At 28.6% G+C, this 23856-nt stretch carries 26 protein-coding genes; 25 read left to right on the top strand and 1 reads right to left on the bottom strand.

Annotated features, from left to right (window positions below; translation table 11 throughout):
• Positions 1–3: 3 nt before the first annotated feature.
• The 25 genes from fliG to AZI32_RS05435 all read left to right on the top strand — a co-directional run bounded on the left by fliG (position 4) and on the right by AZI32_RS05435 (position 21363).
• Complete coding sequence (fliG, locus tag AZI32_RS05550; protein WP_061994903.1) at positions 4–1020, top strand: flagellar motor switch protein FliG; 1017 nt, start codon at positions 4–6, stop codon at positions 1018–1020.
• Positions 1004–1765, top strand: coding sequence for a hypothetical protein (locus AZI32_RS05545; RefSeq protein ID WP_061994902.1), 762 nt, complete (start codon positions 1004–1006; stop codon positions 1763–1765). The genes fliG and AZI32_RS05545 overlap by 17 nt, the downstream gene beginning before the upstream one ends.
• Positions 1766–1782: 17 nt before the next feature.
• Positions 1783–3096, top strand: coding sequence for a flagellar protein export ATPase FliI (gene fliI / locus AZI32_RS05540; protein ID WP_061994901.1), 1314 nt, complete (start codon positions 1783–1785; stop codon positions 3094–3096).
• A gap of 94 nt (positions 3097–3190) precedes the next feature.
• The gene (fliJ, locus tag AZI32_RS05535; RefSeq protein WP_061994900.1) at positions 3191–3628 is read left to right on the top strand and encodes a flagellar export protein FliJ; all 438 of its coding nucleotides are present in this window, start codon (positions 3191–3193) and stop codon (positions 3626–3628) included.
• 5 nt (positions 3629–3633) lie between these two features.
• Positions 3634–4884, top strand: coding sequence for a flagellar hook-length control protein FliK (locus AZI32_RS05530; RefSeq protein WP_061994899.1), 1251 nt, complete (start codon positions 3634–3636; stop codon positions 4882–4884).
• 42 nt (positions 4885–4926) lie between these two features.
• Entirely contained in the window at positions 4927–5718 is a 792-nt protein-coding gene (locus tag AZI32_RS05525) for a flagellar hook capping FlgD N-terminal domain-containing protein (protein WP_061994898.1), read from the top strand.
• 26 nt (positions 5719–5744) lie between these two features.
• Positions 5745–6140 carry a TIGR02530 family flagellar biosynthesis protein gene (locus AZI32_RS05520; RefSeq protein WP_061994897.1) on the top strand — a complete coding sequence of 132 codons (396 nt, stop codon included), beginning with the start codon at positions 5745–5747 and terminating at the stop codon, positions 6138–6140.
• 92 nt (positions 6141–6232) lie between these two features.
• Positions 6233–7246 carry a flagellar hook-basal body complex protein gene (locus AZI32_RS05515; protein WP_061994896.1) on the top strand — a complete coding sequence of 338 codons (1014 nt, stop codon included), beginning with the start codon at positions 6233–6235 and terminating at the stop codon, positions 7244–7246.
• Positions 7247–7914: 668 nt separating this feature from the next.
• Positions 7915–8106 carry a flagellar FlbD family protein gene (locus tag AZI32_RS05510; RefSeq protein WP_061994895.1) on the top strand — a complete coding sequence of 64 codons (192 nt, stop codon included), beginning with the start codon at positions 7915–7917 and terminating at the stop codon, positions 8104–8106.
• A gap of 12 nt (positions 8107–8118) precedes the next feature.
• On the top strand, positions 8119–8922 hold the full coding sequence (locus tag AZI32_RS05505; RefSeq protein WP_061994894.1) for a motility protein A: 804 nt from the start codon (positions 8119–8121) through the stop codon (positions 8920–8922).
• Positions 8915–9643: a flagellar motor protein MotB gene (locus AZI32_RS05500; protein ID WP_061994893.1), complete on the top strand. Its 729-nt coding sequence runs from the start codon at positions 8915–8917 to the stop codon at positions 9641–9643. The genes AZI32_RS05505 and AZI32_RS05500 overlap by 8 nt, the downstream gene beginning before the upstream one ends.
• A gap of 4 nt (positions 9644–9647) precedes the next feature.
• Positions 9648–10154: a flagellar basal body-associated FliL family protein gene (locus AZI32_RS05495; RefSeq protein ID WP_061994892.1), complete on the top strand. Its 507-nt coding sequence runs from the start codon at positions 9648–9650 to the stop codon at positions 10152–10154.
• 9 nt (positions 10155–10163) lie between these two features.
• Positions 10164–10511, top strand: a complete 348-nt coding sequence (fliO, locus tag AZI32_RS05490; protein WP_061994891.1) for a flagellar biosynthetic protein FliO — start codon at positions 10164–10166, stop codon at positions 10509–10511.
• 37 nt (positions 10512–10548) lie between these two features.
• The gene (gene fliP / locus AZI32_RS05485) at positions 10549–11361 is read left to right on the top strand and encodes a flagellar type III secretion system pore protein FliP (RefSeq protein ID WP_061994890.1); all 813 of its coding nucleotides are present in this window, start codon (positions 10549–10551) and stop codon (positions 11359–11361) included.
• 11 nt (positions 11362–11372) lie between these two features.
• Positions 11373–11636: a flagellar biosynthesis protein FliQ gene (gene fliQ / locus AZI32_RS05480; protein WP_010292382.1), complete on the top strand. Its 264-nt coding sequence runs from the start codon at positions 11373–11375 to the stop codon at positions 11634–11636.
• A gap of 18 nt (positions 11637–11654) precedes the next feature.
• Positions 11655–13496, top strand: a complete 1842-nt coding sequence (locus AZI32_RS05475) for a fused FliR family export protein/FlhB family type III secretion system protein (protein ID WP_082761148.1) — start codon at positions 11655–11657, stop codon at positions 13494–13496.
• Between the two features lie 131 nt (positions 13497–13627).
• Positions 13628–15691, top strand: coding sequence for a flagellar biosynthesis protein FlhA (gene flhA, locus AZI32_RS05470; RefSeq protein ID WP_061994889.1), 2064 nt, complete (start codon positions 13628–13630; stop codon positions 15689–15691).
• A complete protein-coding gene (gene flhF / locus AZI32_RS05465; protein ID WP_061994888.1) occupies positions 15691–16827 on the top strand; it encodes a flagellar biosynthesis protein FlhF in 1137 nt (378 codons plus the stop codon). Before flhA ends, flhF begins: the two co-directional genes overlap by 1 nt.
• The gene (locus AZI32_RS05460; RefSeq protein WP_061994887.1) at positions 16821–17690 is read left to right on the top strand and encodes a MinD/ParA family protein; all 870 of its coding nucleotides are present in this window, start codon (positions 16821–16823) and stop codon (positions 17688–17690) included. The genes flhF and AZI32_RS05460 overlap by 7 nt, the downstream gene beginning before the upstream one ends.
• Before the next feature lie 10 nt (positions 17691–17700).
• A complete protein-coding gene (locus tag AZI32_RS05455; protein WP_061994886.1) occupies positions 17701–18366 on the top strand; it encodes a PilZ domain-containing protein in 666 nt (221 codons plus the stop codon).
• Complete coding sequence (locus AZI32_RS05450; protein ID WP_061994885.1) at positions 18350–19081, top strand: FliA/WhiG family RNA polymerase sigma factor; 732 nt, start codon at positions 18350–18352, stop codon at positions 19079–19081. Before AZI32_RS05455 ends, AZI32_RS05450 begins: the two co-directional genes overlap by 17 nt.
• 11 nt (positions 19082–19092) lie before the next feature.
• Positions 19093–19581, top strand: a complete 489-nt coding sequence (locus AZI32_RS05445; protein WP_061994884.1) for a hypothetical protein — start codon at positions 19093–19095, stop codon at positions 19579–19581.
• Between the two features lie 77 nt (positions 19582–19658).
• On the top strand, positions 19659–19784 hold the full coding sequence (locus tag AZI32_RS19025; RefSeq protein ID WP_268869834.1) for a hypothetical protein: 126 nt from the start codon (positions 19659–19661) through the stop codon (positions 19782–19784).
• Positions 19781–20554, top strand: coding sequence for a flagellar hook-basal body complex protein (locus AZI32_RS05440; protein WP_061994883.1), 774 nt, complete (start codon positions 19781–19783; stop codon positions 20552–20554). The genes AZI32_RS19025 and AZI32_RS05440 overlap by 4 nt, the downstream gene beginning before the upstream one ends.
• A gap of 23 nt (positions 20555–20577) precedes the next feature.
• Positions 20578–21363 (top strand): flagellar hook-basal body complex protein, encoded by a 786-nt coding sequence (locus tag AZI32_RS05435; RefSeq protein ID WP_061994882.1) that lies wholly within the window; start codon positions 20578–20580, stop codon positions 21361–21363.
• 65 nt (positions 21364–21428) lie between these two features.
• On the opposite strand, the gene AZI32_RS05430 is transcribed toward AZI32_RS05435, so the two are convergent.
• Positions 21429–23069: a putative manganese-dependent inorganic diphosphatase gene (locus tag AZI32_RS05430; RefSeq protein ID WP_061994881.1), complete on the bottom strand. Its 1641-nt coding sequence runs from the start codon at positions 23067–23069 to the stop codon at positions 21429–21431.
• Between the last annotated feature and the right edge of the window lie 787 nt (positions 23070–23856).

The raw sequence follows: 23856 nt of genomic DNA, 5'->3' as shown, positions 1-23856 counted from the left end.
TTTATGGCTAAAGTAGAGAAATTGACCGGTGTTCAAAAAGCGGCAATATTATTTATAACATTAGGGCCTGAAGCATCTTCAGGAATTATAAAAAGGCTACCAGAAAAAGATATACAAAAGGTAACTTATGAAATTGCTAACATGAGCTCAGTATCGTCACAACAACGAAAATTTATATTAGATGAATTCTTAGAGATGAATAAGGCTAAAGATTATATTTTAGAAGGTGGAATAGAGTATGCAAGAAATCTTTTATCTAAAGCATTAGGAACTCAAAGAGCATCAGAAATATTAGAGAGAGTTACAGAAGCAACCCAGCAATACAGACCATTCTCTATTGCTAGAAAAGCTGATGCAACTCAACTTATGAATGTTATACGTAATGAACATCCTCAAACAATAGCGTTAATACTTTGTTATCTTCAACCGGATAAAGCAGGACAAATAATGTCAGAACTTCCTCCTGAACTTCAAGCGGAAGTTGCTTATAGGATAGCCACTATGAATACTATATACCCTGTGGTTATTAAGGAAATCGAAGGAGTGCTTAATGATAAGTTATCTAATATAATCCACAATAGTGAAAGTACTATTGTGGGAGGTGTTCCTTCCTTAGTAAATATATTAAATCAGGTTGATAGAAGTACAGAAAAAAATATTACAGAAGCTTTAGATCATGAAGATAGTGAACTTGCAGAAAAAGTTAAGGAATCTATGTTCGTATTTGAGGATATTATTACTCTTGGAGATCCAGTTATTCAAAGAATATTACGTGAAGTGGATAATAAAGAATTATGTCTTGCCCTTAAGGGGTGCTCTGAAGAAGTTGCAAATGCCATATTTAAGAATCAGTCTAAGAGGGCAGCGGCTACACTAAAAGAGGACATGGAATTCTTAGGTCCAGTAAGGCTTGTTGAAGTTGAAAAAGCTCAACAAAAGGTTGTTGCAATAATAAGAAGATTAGAAGATGCTGGTGAAATACAAATAGCAAGAGGTGGAGAGGATGCAATCATCTTATAATATTATTAAAAACAAAGATGTTATAACAGAAGGAAAAAAAGAAATCTCTGCCATTAATTTCAAACTTATTGATAAAGAAAAAGAAGATAGAAAAGAGAATGAGAAAACTATTAATATAGTTAATAATGATGAACTTTTAAAAAGTATGGAAAATATGGCTGATAGCATTATAAAAAATGCTCAAATAAAAAGTGACAAAATTTTAGTTAAGGCATCAGAAGATGCTAAAGAAATAGAGACCAATGCTTTTGAAAAAGGAAGTTTAGAAGGATATAATAATGGTTTTGAAAAAGGCTATGATGAAGGAATGGAAAAGTCTTTAAATGAGGGTGCTCTTATAATAGAAAATGCTAAGGCAGTACTTGCAAATGCTAAAGAAGAATATAAAAGGTATGTTGAAGAAAAAGAAGAGCATTTTAGAAACCTTGTATTAATTTCTGTTAATGAAGTGTTAAAAAAGGAATTAAGCAACTTTGATGCATTAAACAATATTGTCTATGATATTCTTTCGAAAGAAAAAAATGAAAATTATTTTATTATAAGATGCAACTGTAAATATAAAAATTCATTAGAAGATGAGAAGCTTAATATGATTAATAGGTTAGCTTTTAGTGGAGATATATTTATTGTAGAGGATAACTCACTAGAAGATGGAGTTGCCATTATAGAAAAAGAAAATGGAAAAGTTGAGATAGGTATTGATTATATTATGGACAAATTAAAAGAATTAATTATGGAAAGATAGCTAAAAGGTGATATTAAATGTTAACTTTAAATTTTAACAAGCTAGAAGATAAAATTAAAAATGCTGATTATTATTACAAAGAAGGAATAGTAGTAAATGTTATAGGTCTAACTATAGAAGTGAAAGGTATAAGGGCTTTTGTAGGAGAAGTCTGTAAAGTTTATAATCAGTTAAATGAAGCTGTTGAAAGTGAAGTAACTGGATTTAGAGGGGATAATGTAATACTAATGCCTTTAGGTGAATTAAAGGGTATTGCTCCAGGGTGTAGAGTTCTTCCTACAGGAAAACCATTAAGTGTTAAATGTAGTGATGAATTACTTGGAAAGGTATTAAATGGACTTGGAAATCCATTAAATGAGTATGAAATTTCAACCTTTACCAATTATTCTTTAGAGGCAATGCCACCGGACCCTTTAAAAAGACGAAGAATAAAAGAAGTTATTCCAACAGGTGTTAGAGCCATTGACGGATTCTTAACCTGTGGCGAAGGTCAAAGGATAGGAATTTTTGCTGGTAGTGGTGTTGGTAAAAGTACAACTTTAGGTATGATTGCTAGAGAAGCACAGGCGGAAATAAATGTTATTTGTCTTATAGGTGAAAGGGGAAGAGAGGTCCTTGACTTTATAGAAAAAGATTTAGGACCAGAAGGGTTAAAAAAGTCAGTAGTAGTATGTGCTACTTCTGACCAACCTGCCCTTGTAAGATTAAAAGGGGCCTTTACAGCTACAGCAATTGCAGAATATTTTAGAGATAAAGGAAAAAAAGTAATTTTAATGATGGATTCAGTAACACGTTTTGCAATGGCACAAAGAGAAGTCGGACTAGCTATAGGTGAACCACCAGCTACTAAAGGATATACACCATCAGTGTTTGCTATGCTGCCTAAATTATTAGAACGTAGTGGGATGTCTGATAAAGGCTCAATAACAGCTTTCTACACAGTGTTAGTAGATGGTGATGATTTTAATGAACCTATTGCAGATGCTGTTAGAGGTATATTAGATGGACACATTGTTTTATCTAGGGCATTAGCAGCTAAAAATCACTACCCAGCTATAGATATATTAAACAGTGTTAGTAGACTTATGCCAGAAATATGTAGTAAAAATCATAAAAATGCTTCATCTAAAGCTAGGGATTTATTAGCTACTTATAAAGATGCCGAAGATTTAATTAATTTAGGTGCATATGTAGAAGGTAGCAATCCTAAAATAGATATGGCTATAAAATATAATGATGTTCTTATAAATTTTTTAAGACAAGGTATAAAAGAAGAATCAAATTTTGATGAAAATGTGTCTTTCCTTGAGAATACATTTAGTCAGTTATAGAGTCCAAGATAATTTTTAAACTTATTATATTTATCAAATGATGAAATTTAAAACTTGTTTTGGTTAACAATTGATTTTATATAAGGGGGAACCTATGTCATACAAATTTAAACTTCAAAAGCTATTAGATATAAGAGAAGAAAAAGAAGAGGGTAAAAAAAGAGAATTTGTACAAGCTGTGACTTCTCAAAATTTAGTTGAAAAGAAAATAAAGGAATTTAAAACCGATTATAATCAGTATAAAAATGTTCCTTTAAATTTAAGTACTATAGAAAGAAAAGTGGTCCTTAAATATTTAAATACATTAAATATGGCTATAGAAACTGAAGAAAAGGAATTGAAAAATAGAAAGGTAGCTACAGAAAATAAAAGAAAAGAGTTAGTACAGGCTCAAGTGGAAAGAAAAACCGTAGAAATCTTAAAAGAAAAGGATTATAAACGTTTTAAAGATGAAGAATCAATGAAAGAACAAAAGCAAGCAGATGAATTTGCTTTATATGGTCACATAAGGAAAGTTGCTGAAAGGAGGTGAAAAATATGGAAATAAATTTTTTGAATACTATTAGAAAAGATGCAATGGAAAATTTACCACAAAAAGAAAAAAGTGTATCAAAAGATAAAGAAAACTCTAATACATTTCAAAAACTTTTAGATAAAGGTAAGACTAATACAGATGAAAAGAAGATATCTAATAATGAAAAAGTATCTGGAAGTAATGAAGTGAAAAGCGAGAAGGTTGAAGAAAAATTAGAAGAAAAAGTTGAAGAATGTATAGAAAATTTAGATGAAAATTCTTTAGAAGAGTTAAAAAAACAAATAGTAAATTTACTAGCTAAGGTATATCCAGATGAAATACAAGTTGAAAATATAAGTAACAAACAGTTAAAAGATTTAATTTGTAAATTTATCAATGATAATTGTGATTTTAGTGAAATTTTAAATAAAAATTCTTTAGATGAATCCTTAACAAAGCTATTATCACAGTTAAATATGGATGAAAACATAAACGATAGCAGTATAAAGGAACTAATTGAAAAATCATTGAAAGAAGCTATAAATTCATTTAAAAAAGAAGTAAACAATGCAGAAAATAAAGAAATGCCTAAATTAGTAGTAGATATCAAAGAGAATTCTAAAGATAGTTTAAAGGACAGTACTAAGGAAAATAGCAATAAAAATAACAATGATAGTAGTAAAAATCTTTTAAAAAGTGAGTTAATTAAAGAGGATAAATTACTAGAAAAAATAAGTGGTGAAAAACAAGAATTGCCTTTAAATAAGTTTAATAATCTTTTAAGCAAAATAAGTAATAATCCAGTGGAAGACATACCAAAAGATAATTTATTAATTAATAAAACTTCTTTTAATGAGGATATTATTAAATCTATAAAGTATATGAATCTTAATAATATTCAAGATCTAGTTGTGAAAGTCAATCCTAAGCATTTAGGTGAGATTGTAATAAATCTTACTATGGAAGGGGATATGATGAAAGCTCAATTAAAAGCTGTTAATAAAGAAACTGTTGCATTACTTAACGCAAATGTAAAAGAAATTATGGACAAGCTTACAAATGATACAATAAAAATTCAAAATGTTGAAGTATCAGTTTATAACGAAGATACAACATATTTTAATGATGGTAGTTATAAAGAAAATCAATCTAATGAGAATAATAAAGAAAAAAATAATAATATTAACGGTACAGAAAATATAGATGAATCAAATTTAAATAGTGAAAGTGAAGATAAAGATTCTAATGATGATATGTTAAATGTATTAGTGTAAGTTTTGAATTATTTTACTATAAAAGAAAAGGAGGTTTTAAAAGTGCCAAATGTAAGTTTACCTAAAACTGGTAATTCTAGTTTCCAAATGGATCAGTTAAAGAAAGATAGTAAAGCGTCAGCTACAGCTAGCAAAACTGAAAGAGGAACTAATGTTGTTAAACCTGGCGAAGATATGAATAAAAATATGTTTTTACAAATATTAGCTGCTGAACTTGCAAACCAAGATCCAACTCAACCACAGGATAATACTCAATATGTAACTCAAATGGCTCAATTTTCAAGCTTGGAACAAATGGCTAATTTAAATACTACTATGAGACTTTCTGGTGCTCAAGGATTGGTAGGGAAATTTGTAGCATTAAATGTGGCTAATACTAAGGGTGAGCAAGAGGTTGGTGTGGTTCAATCTGTTTATAAAAATGGATCCAATGTATATATAACAGTTGTAACTGCTGATGGAGAGATTAAAAGCTTTGATTATAATGATGTGTTAGAAGTAGCTAAAATAGATGATCCAACTTTAGATTATATCAACTTTATAAATGGAGCAAATTTAATAGGTAAAGATATTGAACTTTGGGATAAAGATGTAGATGGAAAAGATCCTGAGGAAGGTAATGAAGAAGGCGATGAAGAAGAAAAGCCAATTGAAAAACCAGAGAAAAAGAGACCTTATGGTACAGTAACAGAAATATTTAGAGATGAAGAAGGCATAAAAGTAAAAGTACATCTTAAAGATGAAGATGGCAACTTAAAATATGATGAGAATGGAAAACCAGAGATTAAAGATTATCCATTCGATTACATTATGAATATAAAAAAACAACAATAAAATTATAAAAGATTAGAGGTTTTATAATGGGTTATAGAATTATAAATGGAGTTTTGTATCCCATAGGTGATTTTAGTAATTTACAGGATAAAAAAAATATTACTAAAAATGAAGCTAAGGAAAGCAAAAGCTTTGATGATATATTTAAATCAGAAAAAGCCAAAAACCAGGGATTTACTTTATCAAACCACTCTGCAAAAAGACTTAAAGAAAGAAATATAGAACTTAGTGGTGAACTTTTAGATAAAATCAACGAAGGAATAAATAAAGCAAGTGAAAAGGGAAGTAGGGAAGCATTGATTCTTTATAAAGATATGGCCTTAATAGCAAGTATAAAAAATAGAACAATAATAACTGCTATGGAAAAAAATAAAGATGAAATTAATGTAGTAACTAATGTAGATTCTGTAGTTCTATTATAGTAAAAAATATTAAATAAAGGCTGGACCTTTTTAGGAAGCCTTCTATCTCAATGAACGATAGATTTGAGATGAAATTAAAGGAGGAAGTAAAGATGATAAAATCCATGTATTCAGGCATATCAGGAATGAATGCACAACAAAAAAAGTTAGACGTTATAGGTAATAATATAGCAAACTCAGGAACAACATCATTTAAATCATCAAGAGTTACTTTTCAAGATACAATGCGTGAAACTATAGGAAAAGGTTCTGGACCAGTTTTAGCATTAGGAGGAAGTAACCCAAAGCAAATAGGTATGGGCGTTAATCTTCAAAGTATAGAAGTAAATACAGGACAGGGAAGTTTAAACCCAACAGGAAGACCACTAGATAATGCAATTGATGGAAGTGGTTGTTATTTTATAGTTGGAAAAGGACCTGTAAATGGCAGTGTGAAGATTACTGGTGATGGTACTGATGAAGGTAACATAGAGCCTTTTTATACAAGAGATGGAGAATTTAAAAGAGATAGTTTAGGGAATCTAGTAACACCTAATGGATATAGAGTTATGGGGTACTATCCAGAGGGTGGTGGAGCTACTGTTGCTTATAATGATACGTCTAAAAAAATAGAAGTTACGGTTGACGAATTAAAAGACGGAGAAATGGAAAGAGCAGAAGGTACTTTGAAAGGAGACTTAAAGCCTTTAGCAATTCCTGAAAATGTAATAAATGGTGCGGGAGAAAAGATTAAAGTTACAGGTTTTACTATAGAAAAAGATGGAGTTTTAAAAGTTTCTTTAGAAGATGGAACTTCAGCTGTAATAGGTCAAGTTGCTATGGCATCATTTGTAAATGATGGTGGACTTGAAGGGGTAGGTCAAAATATGTATGTTCCAGGTGTGAACTCAGGAAAGCCAGCTTATAGACCAGGAAAGGGATCAGATAATGAAAAAGCAGCAGCAGCTTATGGAAGTATAATAAATGGTATGCTTGAAATGTCTAACGTAGATTTAGCTGTAGAATTTACAGAGATGATAGTTGCCAGTCGTTCTTTCCAAGCTTGTAGTAAGGTTATAACAACTGGTGATGAAATACTTCAAGAGCTAGTTAATTTAAAAAGGTAAAAAATTTAATTAATAAGAATTTAAATTTAAGAGAAAATTAAAAAGCATTTAAAATTTTTAATACATTTTCCAACCTGTAAATTAGTTTGCAGGTTGGATATAAAAATATAAATATTGTTATACATAATACTTATAAATAATATAAAAAGTTTAATAAATTTAGGTTTGAATGTAACACAAATATAGGAAATAAGTTTCCATTTAAATTTATTTATGAAATTTTTGTTATCAGTTGAGAAAAATAAGTGCAAATATATTTAGTTAAGAATTATGAATTATGAATTAAGAATTATGAATTAAGAATTTAGGATGAAAGTGGCAACCACTTTCTAAAAATGATTTATAAAAAGATATATTGAGAATTACTATGAACGAAGTGAATAGTAATAACCATAACTGTTAACTATTAACTATTAACTTTTAACTAAAATAATCTGTTAGTTATTGAAAAAATATTAATTAGAGTTTTCTGATTTGATAAATGATAACCTTAAAACTTAACTTGGAACACCATAAGGGGAATAACTTAAAGTTAAAATTTATTTATCAATATCTTGTTATCAGCTGATACACATTTAACATCTTCTAAAAGTGGACAAACTATCTATTAGATGGTAATTCCTTTATTTTGTGTTTATATAAATTTGAAATTGAAAAGGGTGAGAGGTATGGTTGAAGTTACAACTTTAAATGAGAAAAAAGTTATTATAAATTGTGATCATATTGAAAAAATAGAATCAGTTCCAGACACAGTTATTACCTTAAGTAATGGTAAGGTTTATTTAGTAAAAGAAAATCGTGATGAAGTAATAAAAAAAATAATTGAATTTAAAAGAAAAATATTTTCAGGAAACTTTTAGGAGGACATAAATATGAAAAAGAACGATATGCTAACAATTATTGGCCTTATCGTAGCATGGGTGCTAGTTATTTATGGAATAATGGATGCAGGAGGTAATGCCAAGATATATATAGATGTAGCGTCTATTGCTATAACTGGAGGTGGATCTATAGGTGCAGTATTAATATCTTATGAAATGAAAGATATTAAGAGACTTGGAAAAGTTATAGCAAAAGCATTTAAAGAAGATGCTAGTTCTAAAACAGATATAGTATTGAATTTTACAGAGATGTCAAGAAAAGCAAGGAGAGAAGGATTATTATCCTTAGAAGATGATATATCATCTATAGAAAATCCATTTACAAAAAAAGCATTAAGCATGGTAGTTGACGGAATAGAGCCAGAAGCGATAAAAGAAATAATGGCATTAGAAATTGAACAGTTAGAAACTAGACATTCCCAAGGCTCAGCAATGCTGAAATCATGGGGAGCATATGCTCCGGCTTTTGGTATGTGTGGTACTCTTATAGGGCTTATACAAATGCTATCAGACATGAATGATGCTGATGCTTTAACAAAAGGTATGGGTGCAGCACTTATAACCACATTTTATGGTTCATTAATTGCAAATTTAATTGCACTACCTATAGCAGCAAAATTAGATAATAAAACAGCTTTAGAAGTTGCAAATATGGAAATGATAGTTGAAGGAGTTATTGCAATACAATCTGGTGCAAACCCAAGAATTGTGGAAGATAAATTATTAGCATACTTATCACCGGCAGAAAAAGAAACATTTAAAGTTGAATCAGGTGGTGAGGTAGAGAATGGCTAGAAAAAGCAAAAAGGATATGAGGACTGATGAATGGCTTGGAACTTTTGCAGATACTATGACTCTACTTTTAACATTCTTTGTTCTACTATATTCTATGTCAACAGTAAATGAAGAAAAGTTTATGCAATTGTCTAATTCTTTCCAACTTATGTTTACTGGTAGTTCATCACAAAATGTGTTAGATTTCAATACATCTAGTGGAGAAGTTCCAATTGTTGGACAACCTGAAATGACAGAAGGTGAAAAAAACAGCAGTCAACATATGCAAGATAATGTATATGAACAGGTTATGGAAATTATAATGGAAAATAATTTAAAATCAGATGTAAATGTTTATGAAGATGAAAAAGGTATAAACATTCAAATGAAAGAGACAGTTCTTTTTAATTCTGGAAAGGCAGATCTTTTACCTGAAAGTAAAGAAATATTATCAAAAATTAACACAATAATATCTAACATAAATAATAAAATAATTATAGAGGGACATACGGATAATGTACCTATAAACAGTGATATATATCCTAGCAATTGGCATTTATCTTCAGCAAGATCTATAAGCGTAATGCAATATTTTATAAATGAAAAAGGCAATAAAAATCCAGAAAGGTTTATGGCAGTATCTTGTGGTGAATATAGTCCTATAGTACCTAATGATAGTGATGAGCATAGAGCTCAAAACAGAAGGGTAAATATAATTATTGTTACAAATAAAAAGGAGTAGAATTATGGCTAAAGAAAAAAACAAAAAAGAAAATATTGAAGGTAGTGAAAACAAGAAGAGCAATGTATTAAAAGTTGTTTTAGTTATACTTTTATTTTTAATATTAGCTGGTGGATGTATGTTTGCAGGATATTTTTTTGGTACAAAAGATGATGTTCCTGTAAGTGGAAATGGGCAGCAAGTAATTAGTAATAATTCACTAAAAAATGAAGGATATTATGATTTAGATGAATTCTTAGTAAATTTAGCAGACGAAGGAAAACCAAGATATTTGAAAATAAAAATTTCATTAGGATATGATGAGAAAAACAAGGATTTACTACCAGAAATAGAAAAAAAGAAATCTGCAATTAGAGATTCAATAACAAATACTTTAAGAACTAAAAAAACTGCTGATTTATCTCCAGAAGGAGAAGAACAGTTAAAGGATGAATTAATTACAAGAATTAATGAATTATTAAGTACAGGACAACTATATAATGTTTATTTTTCAGAAATATTAGTTCAATAGAGGTTTAGTATGGAAAGTGAAATTATAAAAAGCTTTCTACAACTTATAATATTTTTACCATGTATACTAATTCTTATATATTTGCTTGGAAGAGTTACTAGTAAACTTTATGTAACTCCTCCAGGAAAATATATGAAAGTTATAGAAAAACTCTCTTTATCTAAAGAGGGTTCAATTTTAATAGTTAAAATTGGTGAAAAAGTATGTGTAGTAAGTTCAACTAACAATGAAATAAGAATTCTAAGAGAATTAGATGACGATGAGATGAAAATTTTAGAAGAGAAAAGTAACAATTATGAAGAAAGTATAAAAAAATATAGTGATATATGGAAAAATAGACGAAAACACAAAAAATAATATTCTAAGAAAATTAAAATATAAAAGAGGAATTTATATGAAAAATAGACAAAAGAAATATGTTACCACAATTATGTTGGCGTTAATAATTTCCTTTATAGGATATAAGGTAGTAAGTGCTGCACCTAATAATACAATACCAATTCCTAATATAAGTGTTGATTTTAAAGGTGGAGAAAATCCTACTGATTTTGTAGAGAATATAAAGATACTATTAGCATTAACAGTACTTACATTATTACCATCTATAATAATGATGACAACAGGTTTTGTAAGAATTGTTACTGTATTATCTATATTAAAAAATGCTATAGGGATTCAGCAGTCTGTCCCAAGACAGGTTATAATAGGGCTTTCACTTTTTCTTACGTTTTTTGTTATGGCGCCTACAATTACAGATATTAATAATAACTCAATAAAACCTTATATGGAGAATAAAATTACCACTGAAGTGGCATATACTAATGCGATAAATCCAATGAGAGATTTTATGCTAAGGCAAACAAGAACAAAGGATTTAAAATTATTTTTAGAAGTAGGTAATCTTGAAGACACAGTAAAATATGAAAAAGGAAAAGATAACGTAGAAGTTCCAATATATGACGATGTTCCTCTTTATGCTATAATGCCAGCATTTATGATAAGTGAATTAAGAACGGCATTTGAAATAGGATTCTTATTATTTATTCCATTTTTAGTAATTGATATAGTTACTTCCAGTGTACTTATGGCAATGGGAATGTTTATGTTGTCACCAGTAATGATATCATTACCTTTTAAATTGTTATTATTTGTACTGGTAGATGGTTGGAATTTAATAAGTCAATCATTGATTATGAGCTTTAAGTAAGGAGTGATTATATGTCAGAAAATTTGGTTATAGCACTTATGAGGGAGCTTATAAAAACCTCACTTATTTTAGCAGGACCTATGCTTATTACAGCAACAGTTGTAGGACTTGTGATAAGTATTTTTCAAGCTACTACTCAAATACAAGAGCAAACTTTAACCTTTGTACCTAAGATAGTTGCAGTTGCATTGGTTGGATTATTAACAGCAGGATTTATGGGAAATACCATGATATCTTTTACTAAATATATTTTTTCGGTAATTTCTAATATATAGCCTTAGGTGGGATAAATTTTGATAGAATCAGTGAATTTACAAGAACTTTTAATATTTATACTAGTATTTACAAGGTTAACATCTTTTATATTTTATGTGCCATTATTTTTTCCAAGTGGTGTTCCACAAAGATATAAGGTAGTTTTATCTTTATTACTAACATTTATAATGGTCCCTATAATCGGAAAAACAGCACCTGAAGTTAACAATAATTTGTATTTTATAGTTCTAATCTGTAAAGAGATATCAATTGGATTATTGTTAGGGTTTATAACTACTATAGTTTTTCAGATTGTACAAATGGCAGGTCAATTTTTAGATTTTCAAGTTTCCTTTTCTATGTCAGCAGTATTTGACCCATTGTCAAATGAGACAGCGACAATATTAGGAAGATTTTTTTATATGCTATGCATGATTGTATTTATATTAATAGATGGACATCATTTAGTTATAGCTTCATTGGCAGAAAGTTTTAACTTAGTAGGAATTGGAGCATTAAGTTTTAAACCGGAAATTTTTACATATATGGTACATGTTATTATAGAGTTTTTTTATATAGGATTTAAAATGGCAGTACCTATAATTTTTATAATAATAATTACAGATTTCACTTTAGGTTTAGTTGCAAGGGTAATGCCACAGTTAAATATAATGATGCTAGGTATTCCTATAAAAATAATGCTTGGATTACTTACAGTATCCTTATCAGTACCGGTATTAATGAAAATGATAATTAATAATTTAGATCAGATGTCTCAGGCTATTAAAGGACTATTAGATGTATTACCATGTGTATTAGTGTTTTTTGCCAGTGAAGGTGGAGAAAAGACAGAAGATGCAACTCCTAAAAAGAAAAGTGATGCAAGAAAAAAGGGCCAAGTAGCAAAGAGTAAAGAGTTTACTTCTGCCATAGGACTTTTAGGGGTTACCGCAGTAGCTATGTTTTTTCTTGAGGGAGTTTTAAATGGACTTAAAGAAATACTTATAATGTTTTTTTCTCAGTATACCAATATGGAGCTTACTTTAAACAATGTAAGTGAAATTGTGAAAATTGTAATTATAAAGATGCTTATTATATTCTTGCCAGTAGCATTGCCAATAATGGTTATGGGAGTAATTGCAAACATTGCTCAAGTAGGTAAAATGTTTACTAAAGAACCGCTAAAGCCAAAGTTTGAAAAAATAAATCCTATAAAGGGATTAAAGAATATGTTTTCAATAAAAGCTATTATAGATTTATTAAAAAACATAATTATCATAATTATTATCGGATATGTTGGGTATAAGTTTATAGAGTCAAATTATTATCGTATATTAAATTTTACTAATTTAAGATTTGTAGCGATGACTTATGCATTAGGAGACCTTATAGTAGATATTTTGAAAAAAGTAAGTTTAGTAATGATTGTAATTGGAATAGCAGATTATGGGTATCAAAAATATAAGTTTAAAAAAGATTTAAGAATGACAAAGCAAGAAGTAAAAGAAGAATTTAAACAACAAGAAGGAGATCCTATTGTTAAGGGGAAAAGAAGGCAAAAGCAAAGAGAAATGGCTATGCGAAGAATGATGCAGGATATACCAGATGCTACAGTGGTAATAACTAATCCAACTCATATAGCAATAGCATTAAAATATGAGGAGAATAGTGGAGTTGCTCCTAAGGTCATAGGTAAAGGAGCAGATAATATAGCGATAAAAATAAAAGAAATTGCCAAAAACAATGATATCCCAATTATTGAGAATAAACCTTTAGCACGACTTATATATAAAGAAGTAGATTTAGGATTGGAAATTCCATATAACATGTATCAAGCAGTAGCAGAAATTTTAGCTGTTGTTTATAAAATGAAAAAGTAAAAAAATATTAAATTTTCTCATTTGATAAGTGCGTAAATTTAAAAGTCAATTTATAACCCTATAGATTATTAAAATTATATTAAACATTAAGAGAGTTTCATAATGTTTAGATTGAGGTAGAGGATGATGGCATGGAGGCTTTAAAGAATTTTGATTTAAAAAAGAATATAGATATTATTATAGCTTTTGGTGTTATAGGAATTGTTCTTATGATTATAATTCCATTACCACCACCAATACTTGATATGCTTTTAGCAATAAATATTACTTTATCCGTTATTATTATACTAATTACAATGTTTACTACTAGTATATTACAGCTTTCAGTATTTCCAACATTGTTATTGGTAACAACATTGTTTAGATTAGCACTGAATATGTCCTCAACAAGGCTTATATTAGGTGAGGGATATGCAGGAAATATTATTGAGACCTTTGGACAATTTGTTGTTAGAGGAAACTATTTTGTAGGTATCATAATGTTTTTAATAATAGTAATTATTCAATTTGTTGTTATTACAAATGGTGCAGGTAGGGTATCAGAAGTATCAGCAAGATTTACTCTTGATGCTATGCCAGGTAAGCAAATGAGTATAGATGCCGATTTAAATGCAGGCATGATATCAGAGGAAGAAGCAAGAGTAAGAAGATCAAATCTTCAAAAAGAAGCTGATTTTTACGGAGCTATGGATGGTGCATCTAAGTTCGTAAAAGGTGATGCAATAGCAGGTATTATAATAACAATAATAAATATTGTTGCAGGAATAATAATAGGTGTATTAATGAACGGACTTACTGCGTCAGAGGCAGCAAGCAAATATGTAATATTAACTGTTGGAGATGGTTTGGTATCTCAAATACCAGCACTATTAATTTCAACTTCATCAGGTATACTAGTAACTCGTTCCGGTAGTGATGAAAACTTCGGTAAGCAATTAAGTGGACAAATTACAGCATTCCCAATGGTTATAGGAATGGCATCAGTAGTACTTTTTATTTTATCATTAATACCAGGAATGCCTAAAATAGTATTTATGCTATTAGCAGCAGGTACTGCATATAGTTCATATCTTTTATTTGAAGATGAAAAAGAAAAGACTATAAAAGAAATTGAAATGGAAGAACAAGAAATAATAGAAACAGAAAAAAAGGAACCAGAAAATGTTATGAATTTAATTTCTGTTGAACCTTTGGAAATAGAAATAGGTTATGGATTAATTCCTTTAGCAGATGATGCCGCTGGTGGAGATTTAGTTCAGAGGATATCTTCTGTAAGAAGGCAGTGTGCTATAGAGATGGGAATAGTTGTACAACCTATAAGAATAAGAGATAATTTAAGATTAAAAAGCAATGAGTATGTAATAAAAATAAGAGGAACAGTTATAGAAAAGGCAGAAATTATGCCTAATATGTTTTTATGTATGGATCCAACCAGTGAAAGTATAGATATGGCTGGAATAAATACTATAGAACCTACCTTTGGAATACCAGCAGTATGGATTAACAAAGATCAACGAGAAGATGCAGAAATTAAGGGACTAACAGTTGTAGATCCGACAACAGTTATGATAACTCATTTAACAGAAACTATAAAAGCTCATTGTCATGAACTTTTAGGACGACAAGAAACAAAAATGATTTTAGATTCGGTTAAAGAAAAATATTCTACAGTAGTAGAAGAGTTAATACCAGATTTAATGACTATAGGTGAGGTGCAAAAAATTCTTCAAAACCTTTTAAAAGAAAGAGTATCAGTAAAAGATATGGTAACTATATTAGAGTCATTAGCTGACAATGCTAGAAATACTCAAGATATAGAGATACTAACTGAATATGTAAGATTTGCACTTTCAAGAAGTATATGTAGTGAACTTGTTGATGAAAGAAAGTCTATAACTGTGGCAACAGTAGATTCAGAGTTGGAAAACATTATAGCTAATAGTATTCAAAAGTCACCACAAGGTTCTTTCCCAGCATTAAATCCAGACATTACAACAAAAATCTTTGGTGCAATTAAATTAGTGTTAGATAGTACGTATTTCAACAATAATATACCAGTAATGTTAGTTTCTCCTAAAATAAGACCAGCACTTAGAAAACTTATAGAGATGGTGTTTCCTCAAATTATGGTATTGTCCTTAAATGAAATCCCTAATGATGTAGAAATAAAAGCAGAAGGAGTTGTTTCATTGTAATGATAATAAAAAAATATACAGCAAACAATGTAAATGAGGCTTTAGGAAAGATAAGGCAAGAACTTGGCAAAGATGCAGTGATAATTAGTCAAAAAAAAATGAGAAAGCCTGGACTTAATGGATTGTTTTCTAAGAAAATAGTAGAAATAACTGCTGCAGTAGAATCGCAGGATAATAAAAAATATATTAAAGAGGATATAAGTAAAAAAAACTTAAATGTATCAGATGATATACAGAATGATTTATTAGAAGCACTGGCAGAAAGAGCAAATACTAAAGAAAAATATGAAACTAATGATAAGTCAGATAATAGTGAATTATTAAGTGAGATGGAACAGATAAAAAATATGATAAATACTTTAGTTTTGAATAAAGAAGAGAGTTTTACAGATAAAACAGAAGAATACTTAGAAAAACAAGATATATCAAAGGAAATAATAGAAAACTTGTTGCTAAAGGTAAAAAACATTGATGAGAAAGAAAAACTAAATAAAATAAAAGAGTTAATAAAAGAGGAAATAATATTAGAAGAAAACTATTTAGATAAAATTATGGTATTTGTAGGACCTACTGGTGTTGGAAAAACAACAACAATAGCAAAGTTAGCAGGTAAATTAGCTCTTTTAGAAAAGAAAAGTGTAGGTCTAATAACAATAGACACTTATAGAATAGGTGCCGTTGAGCAATTAAAAACATATGCAGAAATAATGAACATTCCCTTTAATGTAGTATTTAATTTGAAAGATATGGAAAGTGCAATAAAGTCTATGGAAAATTGTGATGTTATATTAATTGATACTACTGGAAGGAGCAGCAAAAATACAATGCAATTATCTGAACTAAGAGCTTATGTGGAAAAATCAAATTCTAAAAATATTAATTTAGTTTTAAGTTCTAGTGTGAAAAATACAGATATAAAAGTAATAGGTGATTCCTATAAAAATTTAGGTGTTAATAGAGTAGTAATAACAAAATTAGACGAAACATCAACTTATGGGTCTATATTAAATATATTAAAAGAAGTTAATGTACCTTTAAGTTTTATAACTACAGGTCAAAATGTTCCAGAAGATATAAAATTTCCAAGTAAGGAGGAGCTTTTAAGTTTAATAATGGGAGAGAATAGCATATGTTAGATCAAGCATCTAAACTTAGAGAATTAGCAAATGAGAGTACTAAAATAAAAAATGATAAAAATCTGTCAACAAAAATAATAACAGTTACATCAGGTAAAGGTGGAGTTGGAAAAAGTAACATAGTGGTAAATTTAGCTATATGTCTACAAAAAATGGGTAAAAGAGTTTTAATATTTGATGCAGATATAGGTATGGGAAATGATGATATTTTAATGGGGTGCTTTCCAAAGTATAACATATTTGATATTATATTCAATGAAAAGGATATTACTGAAATTATAGTAGAAGGTCCATTAGGAGTAAATTTGATATCTGGAGGATCAGGTCTTGGAAGAATGGATGATTTAACAGATATACAACGACAAAAGTTTTTGGAAAATTTAGAAGGGTTAAGAGGATATGATTATATATTAATGGATACAGGTGCTGGGATTAATAAAAGTGTTTTATCTTTTATATCCTGTAGTGATGATTTTATAGTGGTAACTACACCAGAGCCAACATCTTTAACAGATGCTTATAGCCTTATAAAAGCAGTAAGACATTTTAACATTAAAGATAATGGCAATATTATTGTAAATAGGGTATTGGATAATATAGAAGGTGAAAATACATTTTTAAAACTACAGGGCGCAGCAGAAAAATTTTTAGATATAAAACTAAACTTTTTAGGTAAAGTTTATGAAGATAGCAAACTGTTAAAATCTGTAAGAGTGCAAAAACCAGTATATATAGGATATCCTAATTCATATGTTAGTAAAGACATAGAGAATATAGCAAGGAAAATGGAAGGACTTCTTATTAGAGAAAACAATTCAGGTATCCAAAAATTCTTTAAAAAAATTTTTAATATTATATCATAGGGGGAAAAAAATGAGCATCAATATAAAATTTCATCCAAATACCATACTAGAAGTTTTAACTGAGGAAGGTTATGCTAAAGCTACAATTCAAGAAGTTGAAAAAGATACAATATCAATATTTATACCAACTATAAACAATACTTATTTAACTATGAGACCAAATGAAAAATATGAAGTTATTTATAATGATAGAAAGGGTAAAGTTTATAAATTTAAAGTTGATGTTGTTGGAAGAAAGTATGATAAAGTTCCACTGGTGATATTAGGACAACCATATGATATTAGAAAAATACAAAGACGAAAATATGTAAGAATTAGCCATACAGGGATAGTAAACTATTATATAACTAAGACCTATCCTAAAAATAAACTTAATAGTTATGACATTTTAGATTTTAAAGTTGGATATACAGTGGATTTAAGTGGTGGTGGTTTAAAAATTAGAGTAGCAGAAAAGCCACAATTGAAAGATTATATTATAATGCATTTAAATGTAACAGAAGAAATTATAGTTTTAGGGCAAATTGTAAGAATAGAACAGGACTATGAGAATAAATATGTTTGCGGGGTAGATTTTTTAGAGATAGAAGAACAGGAAAGAGAAAAAGTTATTAGATATATATTTATGGAAATGAGAAGAATGCTTAAGACTTCGGGAGGTGACAATTTTGAATAACCAAACTGAAAAAAACCATGTAGTTGAACAATATATTCCATTAGTAAAGTATATTGCATCAAGAATTATTATGGGTAAAACAAAATATGTAGAATATGAAGATTTGGTAAGCTATGGAATGATAGGACTTATGGACGCATTGAATAAGTTCGATGAGAGTAAAGGTATGAAGTTTTCTACCTATGCAGCTATAAGGATAAAAGGATCAATGATAGATGAGTTAAGGAAAAATAGCCCCATATCTAAAGGGGCTATGGATAAACTAAATAAATATAATGAAGCTGTAGAAAATTTACAAAACAGATTTTTAAGAGAACCAAATAGTCAAGAAGTTGCAAAAGAAATGGATATATCCTTAAGTGATCTTACTAAAATAGAAAACTATATAAATTATATATCGATTGTTTCTTTAGAAAGTTTAATGTTTAATGATGATGATGACATATCTTTAATAGGGACAATTGAAGATAAAAAAATAATAGGACCAGAGAAGTCTTTAGAACAAAGTGAATTAATAGAGTATCTAGGAAAAGCAATAGACTTATTAAGAGATAAAGATAGACTTATAATTACATTATATTATTATGAAAAACTTACATTAAAAGAAATAGGAAAAATATTAGAAGTATCAGAATCAAGAGTTTGTCAATTGCATAGCAAGGCTATAATTAATTTAAGAAAAGCACTAAAAAAATTGAAATATGAAATTTATTAAGGGAGTAAAAAATGCTAATAATTTTAGTTTTTATAGCAAGTATAATTATAATTTTCAGTGTAAAGGATTTAAGAAAGAATAAAAATTTCTCTCAAATATTAAATGAAACTGAAGATTCTTTGGATAATATAGATGTAAAAATAGGAAAATTAAGAAGAGAATTTAGTGAAACAATATTAAACCTTCAATTAGAAATTGAAGATTTAAAAAATATTGTTGAAAAAGATTGTAGTAAAGAAGATGGTATTAGATACGATAAAATAAAAGATGAATATATTACTAAAAATAAGATTTATTCAACTAACAAAAATATGAAAAATACTGAACTTAACATAGAAACTAATAGTAATAATTGTACAGTTAGTTTAAGTGAAAATAGTGTGAAAGTTGAACAAATAAAAGCGCTTTATAGTCAAAACTTTTCTGTAGAAGAAATAGCGGACAAGCTAAAACTTGGAAAGGGGGAAGTACTATTAATAGAAGAATTATATCTAAAATAAAAAATACATTTAAGTTTTTATCTGATAAAAAAATATTATTAGGTATAGGTATTGGTATATTAATAGGAGCCTTTTGTATGACTATATCACAAGTTACATATTCATTAAGTGATTCTCAAGTAGAAATGAGAGCGAGAAAATTAGGTATGAAGTATCCTGATGAAGTGAAAGTTATGATTAATAAGGATGAGGTGAAAAAATGATAAGAGGTCTATATACAGTAGCATCTGGATTAATAACTAGTGAAGCAAAACAAAATGCAATAATGAATAATATGGCAAATGTTAATACACCTGGATATAAGGTAGAAAAATTAGCAATAAAATCCTTTGATGAAGTTATGATTTCTAATAAAGATAAATTAGTAGCAGGAAAAAATTATAAAAGTGACATTGGAGCATTAAGTAATGGCGCAGAAATAAATGACAAGGTTACTTATTTTGAACAAGGATTTGTTAAGGATACAAGTAGCCCAACGGATTTTGCAATAGAAGGTACTGGATTTTTTATGGTACGTCAAAGAGAAAATAATGAAGTAGCATATACTAGAGATGGACATTTTTCAATAGATGGAAATGGATATTTGGTAAATCAAAGTGGAGATGTTGTTTTGGGGAGAAATTCCGCTACAGGAAATTTAGAACCTATGAATATAGGAAAAGGTGATTTGAACTGTGATAAGTTAGGCAATATTAGGGTAGATGGAAATTTAAAATATCAGTTTGAAGTTACTGATTTTCAAAATTATAACAATTTAACTAAGATTGGTCACAATATATATTCTACAACGGAGCCTGGAACAAGATCTAATGCATTTATAAGACAAAAGGGACTAGAACAATCAAATGTTAATACAGTTGTAGAGATGTCAGATATGATGTCTACAATGAGAGGATTTGAAAGTAATATTAAAACGTTGAAGGTTTTAGATGAAACTTTAGGAAAAGCAGTTAACGATATAGCAAGAAGATAAAATTTAAAGGTGGTGAACTATAAATGTTTACATTGTTATCTACAAATAAAAGTGCTATGATGGCTCAGCAGAATAAATTAGATATATTATCTAATAATATAAACAATGTTAATACTTCTGGTTATAAAAGACTAGATGTTCAATTTGAGGATTTGTATCAAGATTCGTTAAATAGAAATGGATATCCAATCACTGATGGGAAAAATGACTTAACATATGGAACTGGTGTGAAATCTGGAAAAGTTGTACGACAATTTCAACAAGGAGCCCTTCAAAATACAGGCACAGCATCACATTTAGCTATAGATGGAAATGGATTGTTTAAAATATATACTGCTGATGGAAAAGAAGCATATACAAGAGCTGGAAGCTTTGCAGTTGATGCTAATGGTAATTTAGCTGATGGAAATGGCAACAGGGTAAGTATAGTTGATGAAAGAGGAAATGAAGTTAATTATCCTGGTGGTCCAATAAAGCTAAATGGAAGTGATTTCACTATAGATAAAGATGGTGGAGTTTTAAAAAACATAAATGGAAATTTTGTGAAGTTAGGTCAAATAAAAACTTATGGTGTAGTGGGAGATACGTCTTTAATGTCAATAGGAGAAAATTTATATATTCCTTTAGAAGGTAGTAATATGTATGAAACCACAGATAAAAATATTTTACAGGGATATTTAGAAAATTCTAATGTAAATGTTGGTGAAGAGATGAGTGATATGATTTTAACTCAAAGAGCATTTTCTTTAGGTTCTACTGCACTTAAAACTGCAGATGAGATGTGGGGAATGATTAATAGCGTAAGATAAATAATTTTTATATTAAAATAAGAAAAGTGCCTCAAAATGATAGTTCATTTTAAGAGGCACTTTTTTTAGTTCATTTTATCTATAGCTTCATTTAATGGTGGAATAACTTGTTTCTTTCTAGAAACAACTCCATCTAGATATACGGCATTATCTTCAAGTGTAGTATTAAATGCACTAATAAATAGATCTTTATTTCCACATACCAAGAATAAAGAGCCACCATTAAAGATATCTGTTATCATTAATGTTATCATTTCAAGATTACTTTCAGAAGCAACAGTTTCCATTAACTCAAGAAGGTCATTTTTTATATCTTTAAATCCTTCAATATAAGTTGTAGTAACTTGGCCTACTCCTATTTTAGTTTCACCTATCGTAAATGTTTTATAGTCTTGGTTTAAAAGGTCTTTCGCTGATTTTCCTTCAAGAGAAGTAGCTGCTTTGAACATTTCATTAGCAAAATCTTCAATGTTTATATCAGCAATTTGAGCAAGTCTTTTTAATACTATTTCATCTACTAATGTAGAAGTTGGTGATTTAAGTAATAATGTATCAGAAATTATAGCGCCACATAATATTCCAGCAATTTGTCTGCTTGGTCTTATGCCATTTTCAAAATAAATAGAAGCTACTATGGTAGAAGTGCTTCCAACAGGCTCGTTCCTAAAATATATAGGAAGTCCTGTTTGAATGTCTGCAATTCTATGGTGATCTATTATTTCAACAACTTCAGCATCATCTATTCCATCCACAGATTGAGACTTTTCGTTGTGGTCCATTAAAATTACTTTTTTCTTTCTTTGATTAATTAAATGATAACGAGAAATAGTGCCTATAACTTTACCATTACTGTCTGTAACAGGATAGCATCTATATCTTGTTTCAAGCATAATATCTTTAATTTCATCAATGAAATCATTAATCTCAAAGCTTATTAAATTGTTTTTTGTCATAACATAACTTACAGGTATGCTTTGAGTTATAAGTCTTGATGTAGTAAATGTATCATACGGAGTAACGATTATTGTACAGTTAGCTTCTTTGGCTTTTTCTATTATTCCAGGTAATGGTTCTCTGTTCCCTGTTATAATCATTAAATCTACCTTTTTACTAACAACAAAATTTTGTATATCTTCTCTGTCACCACATATAACTATATCATTTTCTTCTATTATAGTTTTTTCATCATTTGGAGACATATTAGCAACGGCAATTTTACCTTTAAGTTGTAAATTTTCATCGCTAAGGTATTCAACTCTTGCAGATAATGTATCTAATATGTTATCAAGCTTTGTATTGCTTTTAGCAAGTATGTAATTGTCCCAAATATCTAAATAACTAGAAGTTAAGTTAGACACAGATGTTATACCTATTAATCTTTCATTTTCATCAACTACAGGCAGTGTATTACAATTAATTTTTTTCATTATTGACCACGCCATTTTTAAGGAAATATCAGGAGAAATAGGTGCTACTGTATCTATTTCTAAATCAGCTATTTCAGTTTTTACGGTCGTAATAAGTTTTGGTTGTTCTACTTTAAAATAGTCAAGAATAAATTTTGTTTCATTATTTACTTCGCCTAATCTTATTGCAGTTGCAGGAGTTTTTTGAGTTTTATTTTTAAACTCTGCATAGGCAAGAGCAGAACAAATTGAGTCAGAATCAGGGTTTTTATGTCCTGTAATATAAATACTATTTTTCAATATTATTACCTCCTTAAAAATATTTTATAAATTTAACAGTACATATGTAATTGTAAAGGGATAATTTATTAATGTAAAGTATAAATTTCTATGAATATTTTTTTTAATACATTTCATATAATCAAAAGAACATACATATATTTAGCAATAGAAGAATGATAAGTACTTTTAAACTCTAATTTGAAAATATGTTTTTATCACCATATAACAAATTAGTATGATATATATAAAAAACAATATTCATTTAAATTATATATTAAAGATTCAATTATAAAAAGTATTTAAAGTATAAAAGTTATTCTTTTAAGTTCATTCTTATAGGGTTCCAAGTTGACTTTTAAAATTACTCGTTCCAAAACTTGGATACCCAAAATAGTGAGACATGCTCCGAATCACTTCAAATTCAACGCTATATTTTGCATAAAAATATTTTGAAGTTATTGAATAAATTTAAATGCGAGCTTGTTTCCCTATAATATAGGGTTCCAAAATTATGGTTTAATTTATACAACGCAAATTTTGGATACAAAAAGAAAATGAATGCAAGCCCTAAATAAATTAATTATATAAAAATATTTAGAATAAAATTCTTTTTAAACTCATAGAAAATTTAAATGGGCTTGTTTCATTATATAGGATTCCAAAATAACACTTAAATTTATACGTTAAAAATTTTGGATATTTAAAAAAGTCAACGCAAGCTTTAAAATAGCTTAATTAGAGCAAGAATATTTAAAAAGAAAATTTCTTTTAAAATTCTTGAGTAGCTTAAGATTTGAAGCTTGTT

The sequence above is a fragment of the Clostridium sp. ATCC 25772 genome (assembly GCF_001573875.1).
Taxonomy (GTDB): domain Bacteria; phylum Bacillota; class Clostridia; order Clostridiales; family Clostridiaceae; genus Clostridium_J; species Clostridium_J senegalense.
This window is presented reverse-complemented; position numbering and strand designations above follow the sequence as displayed.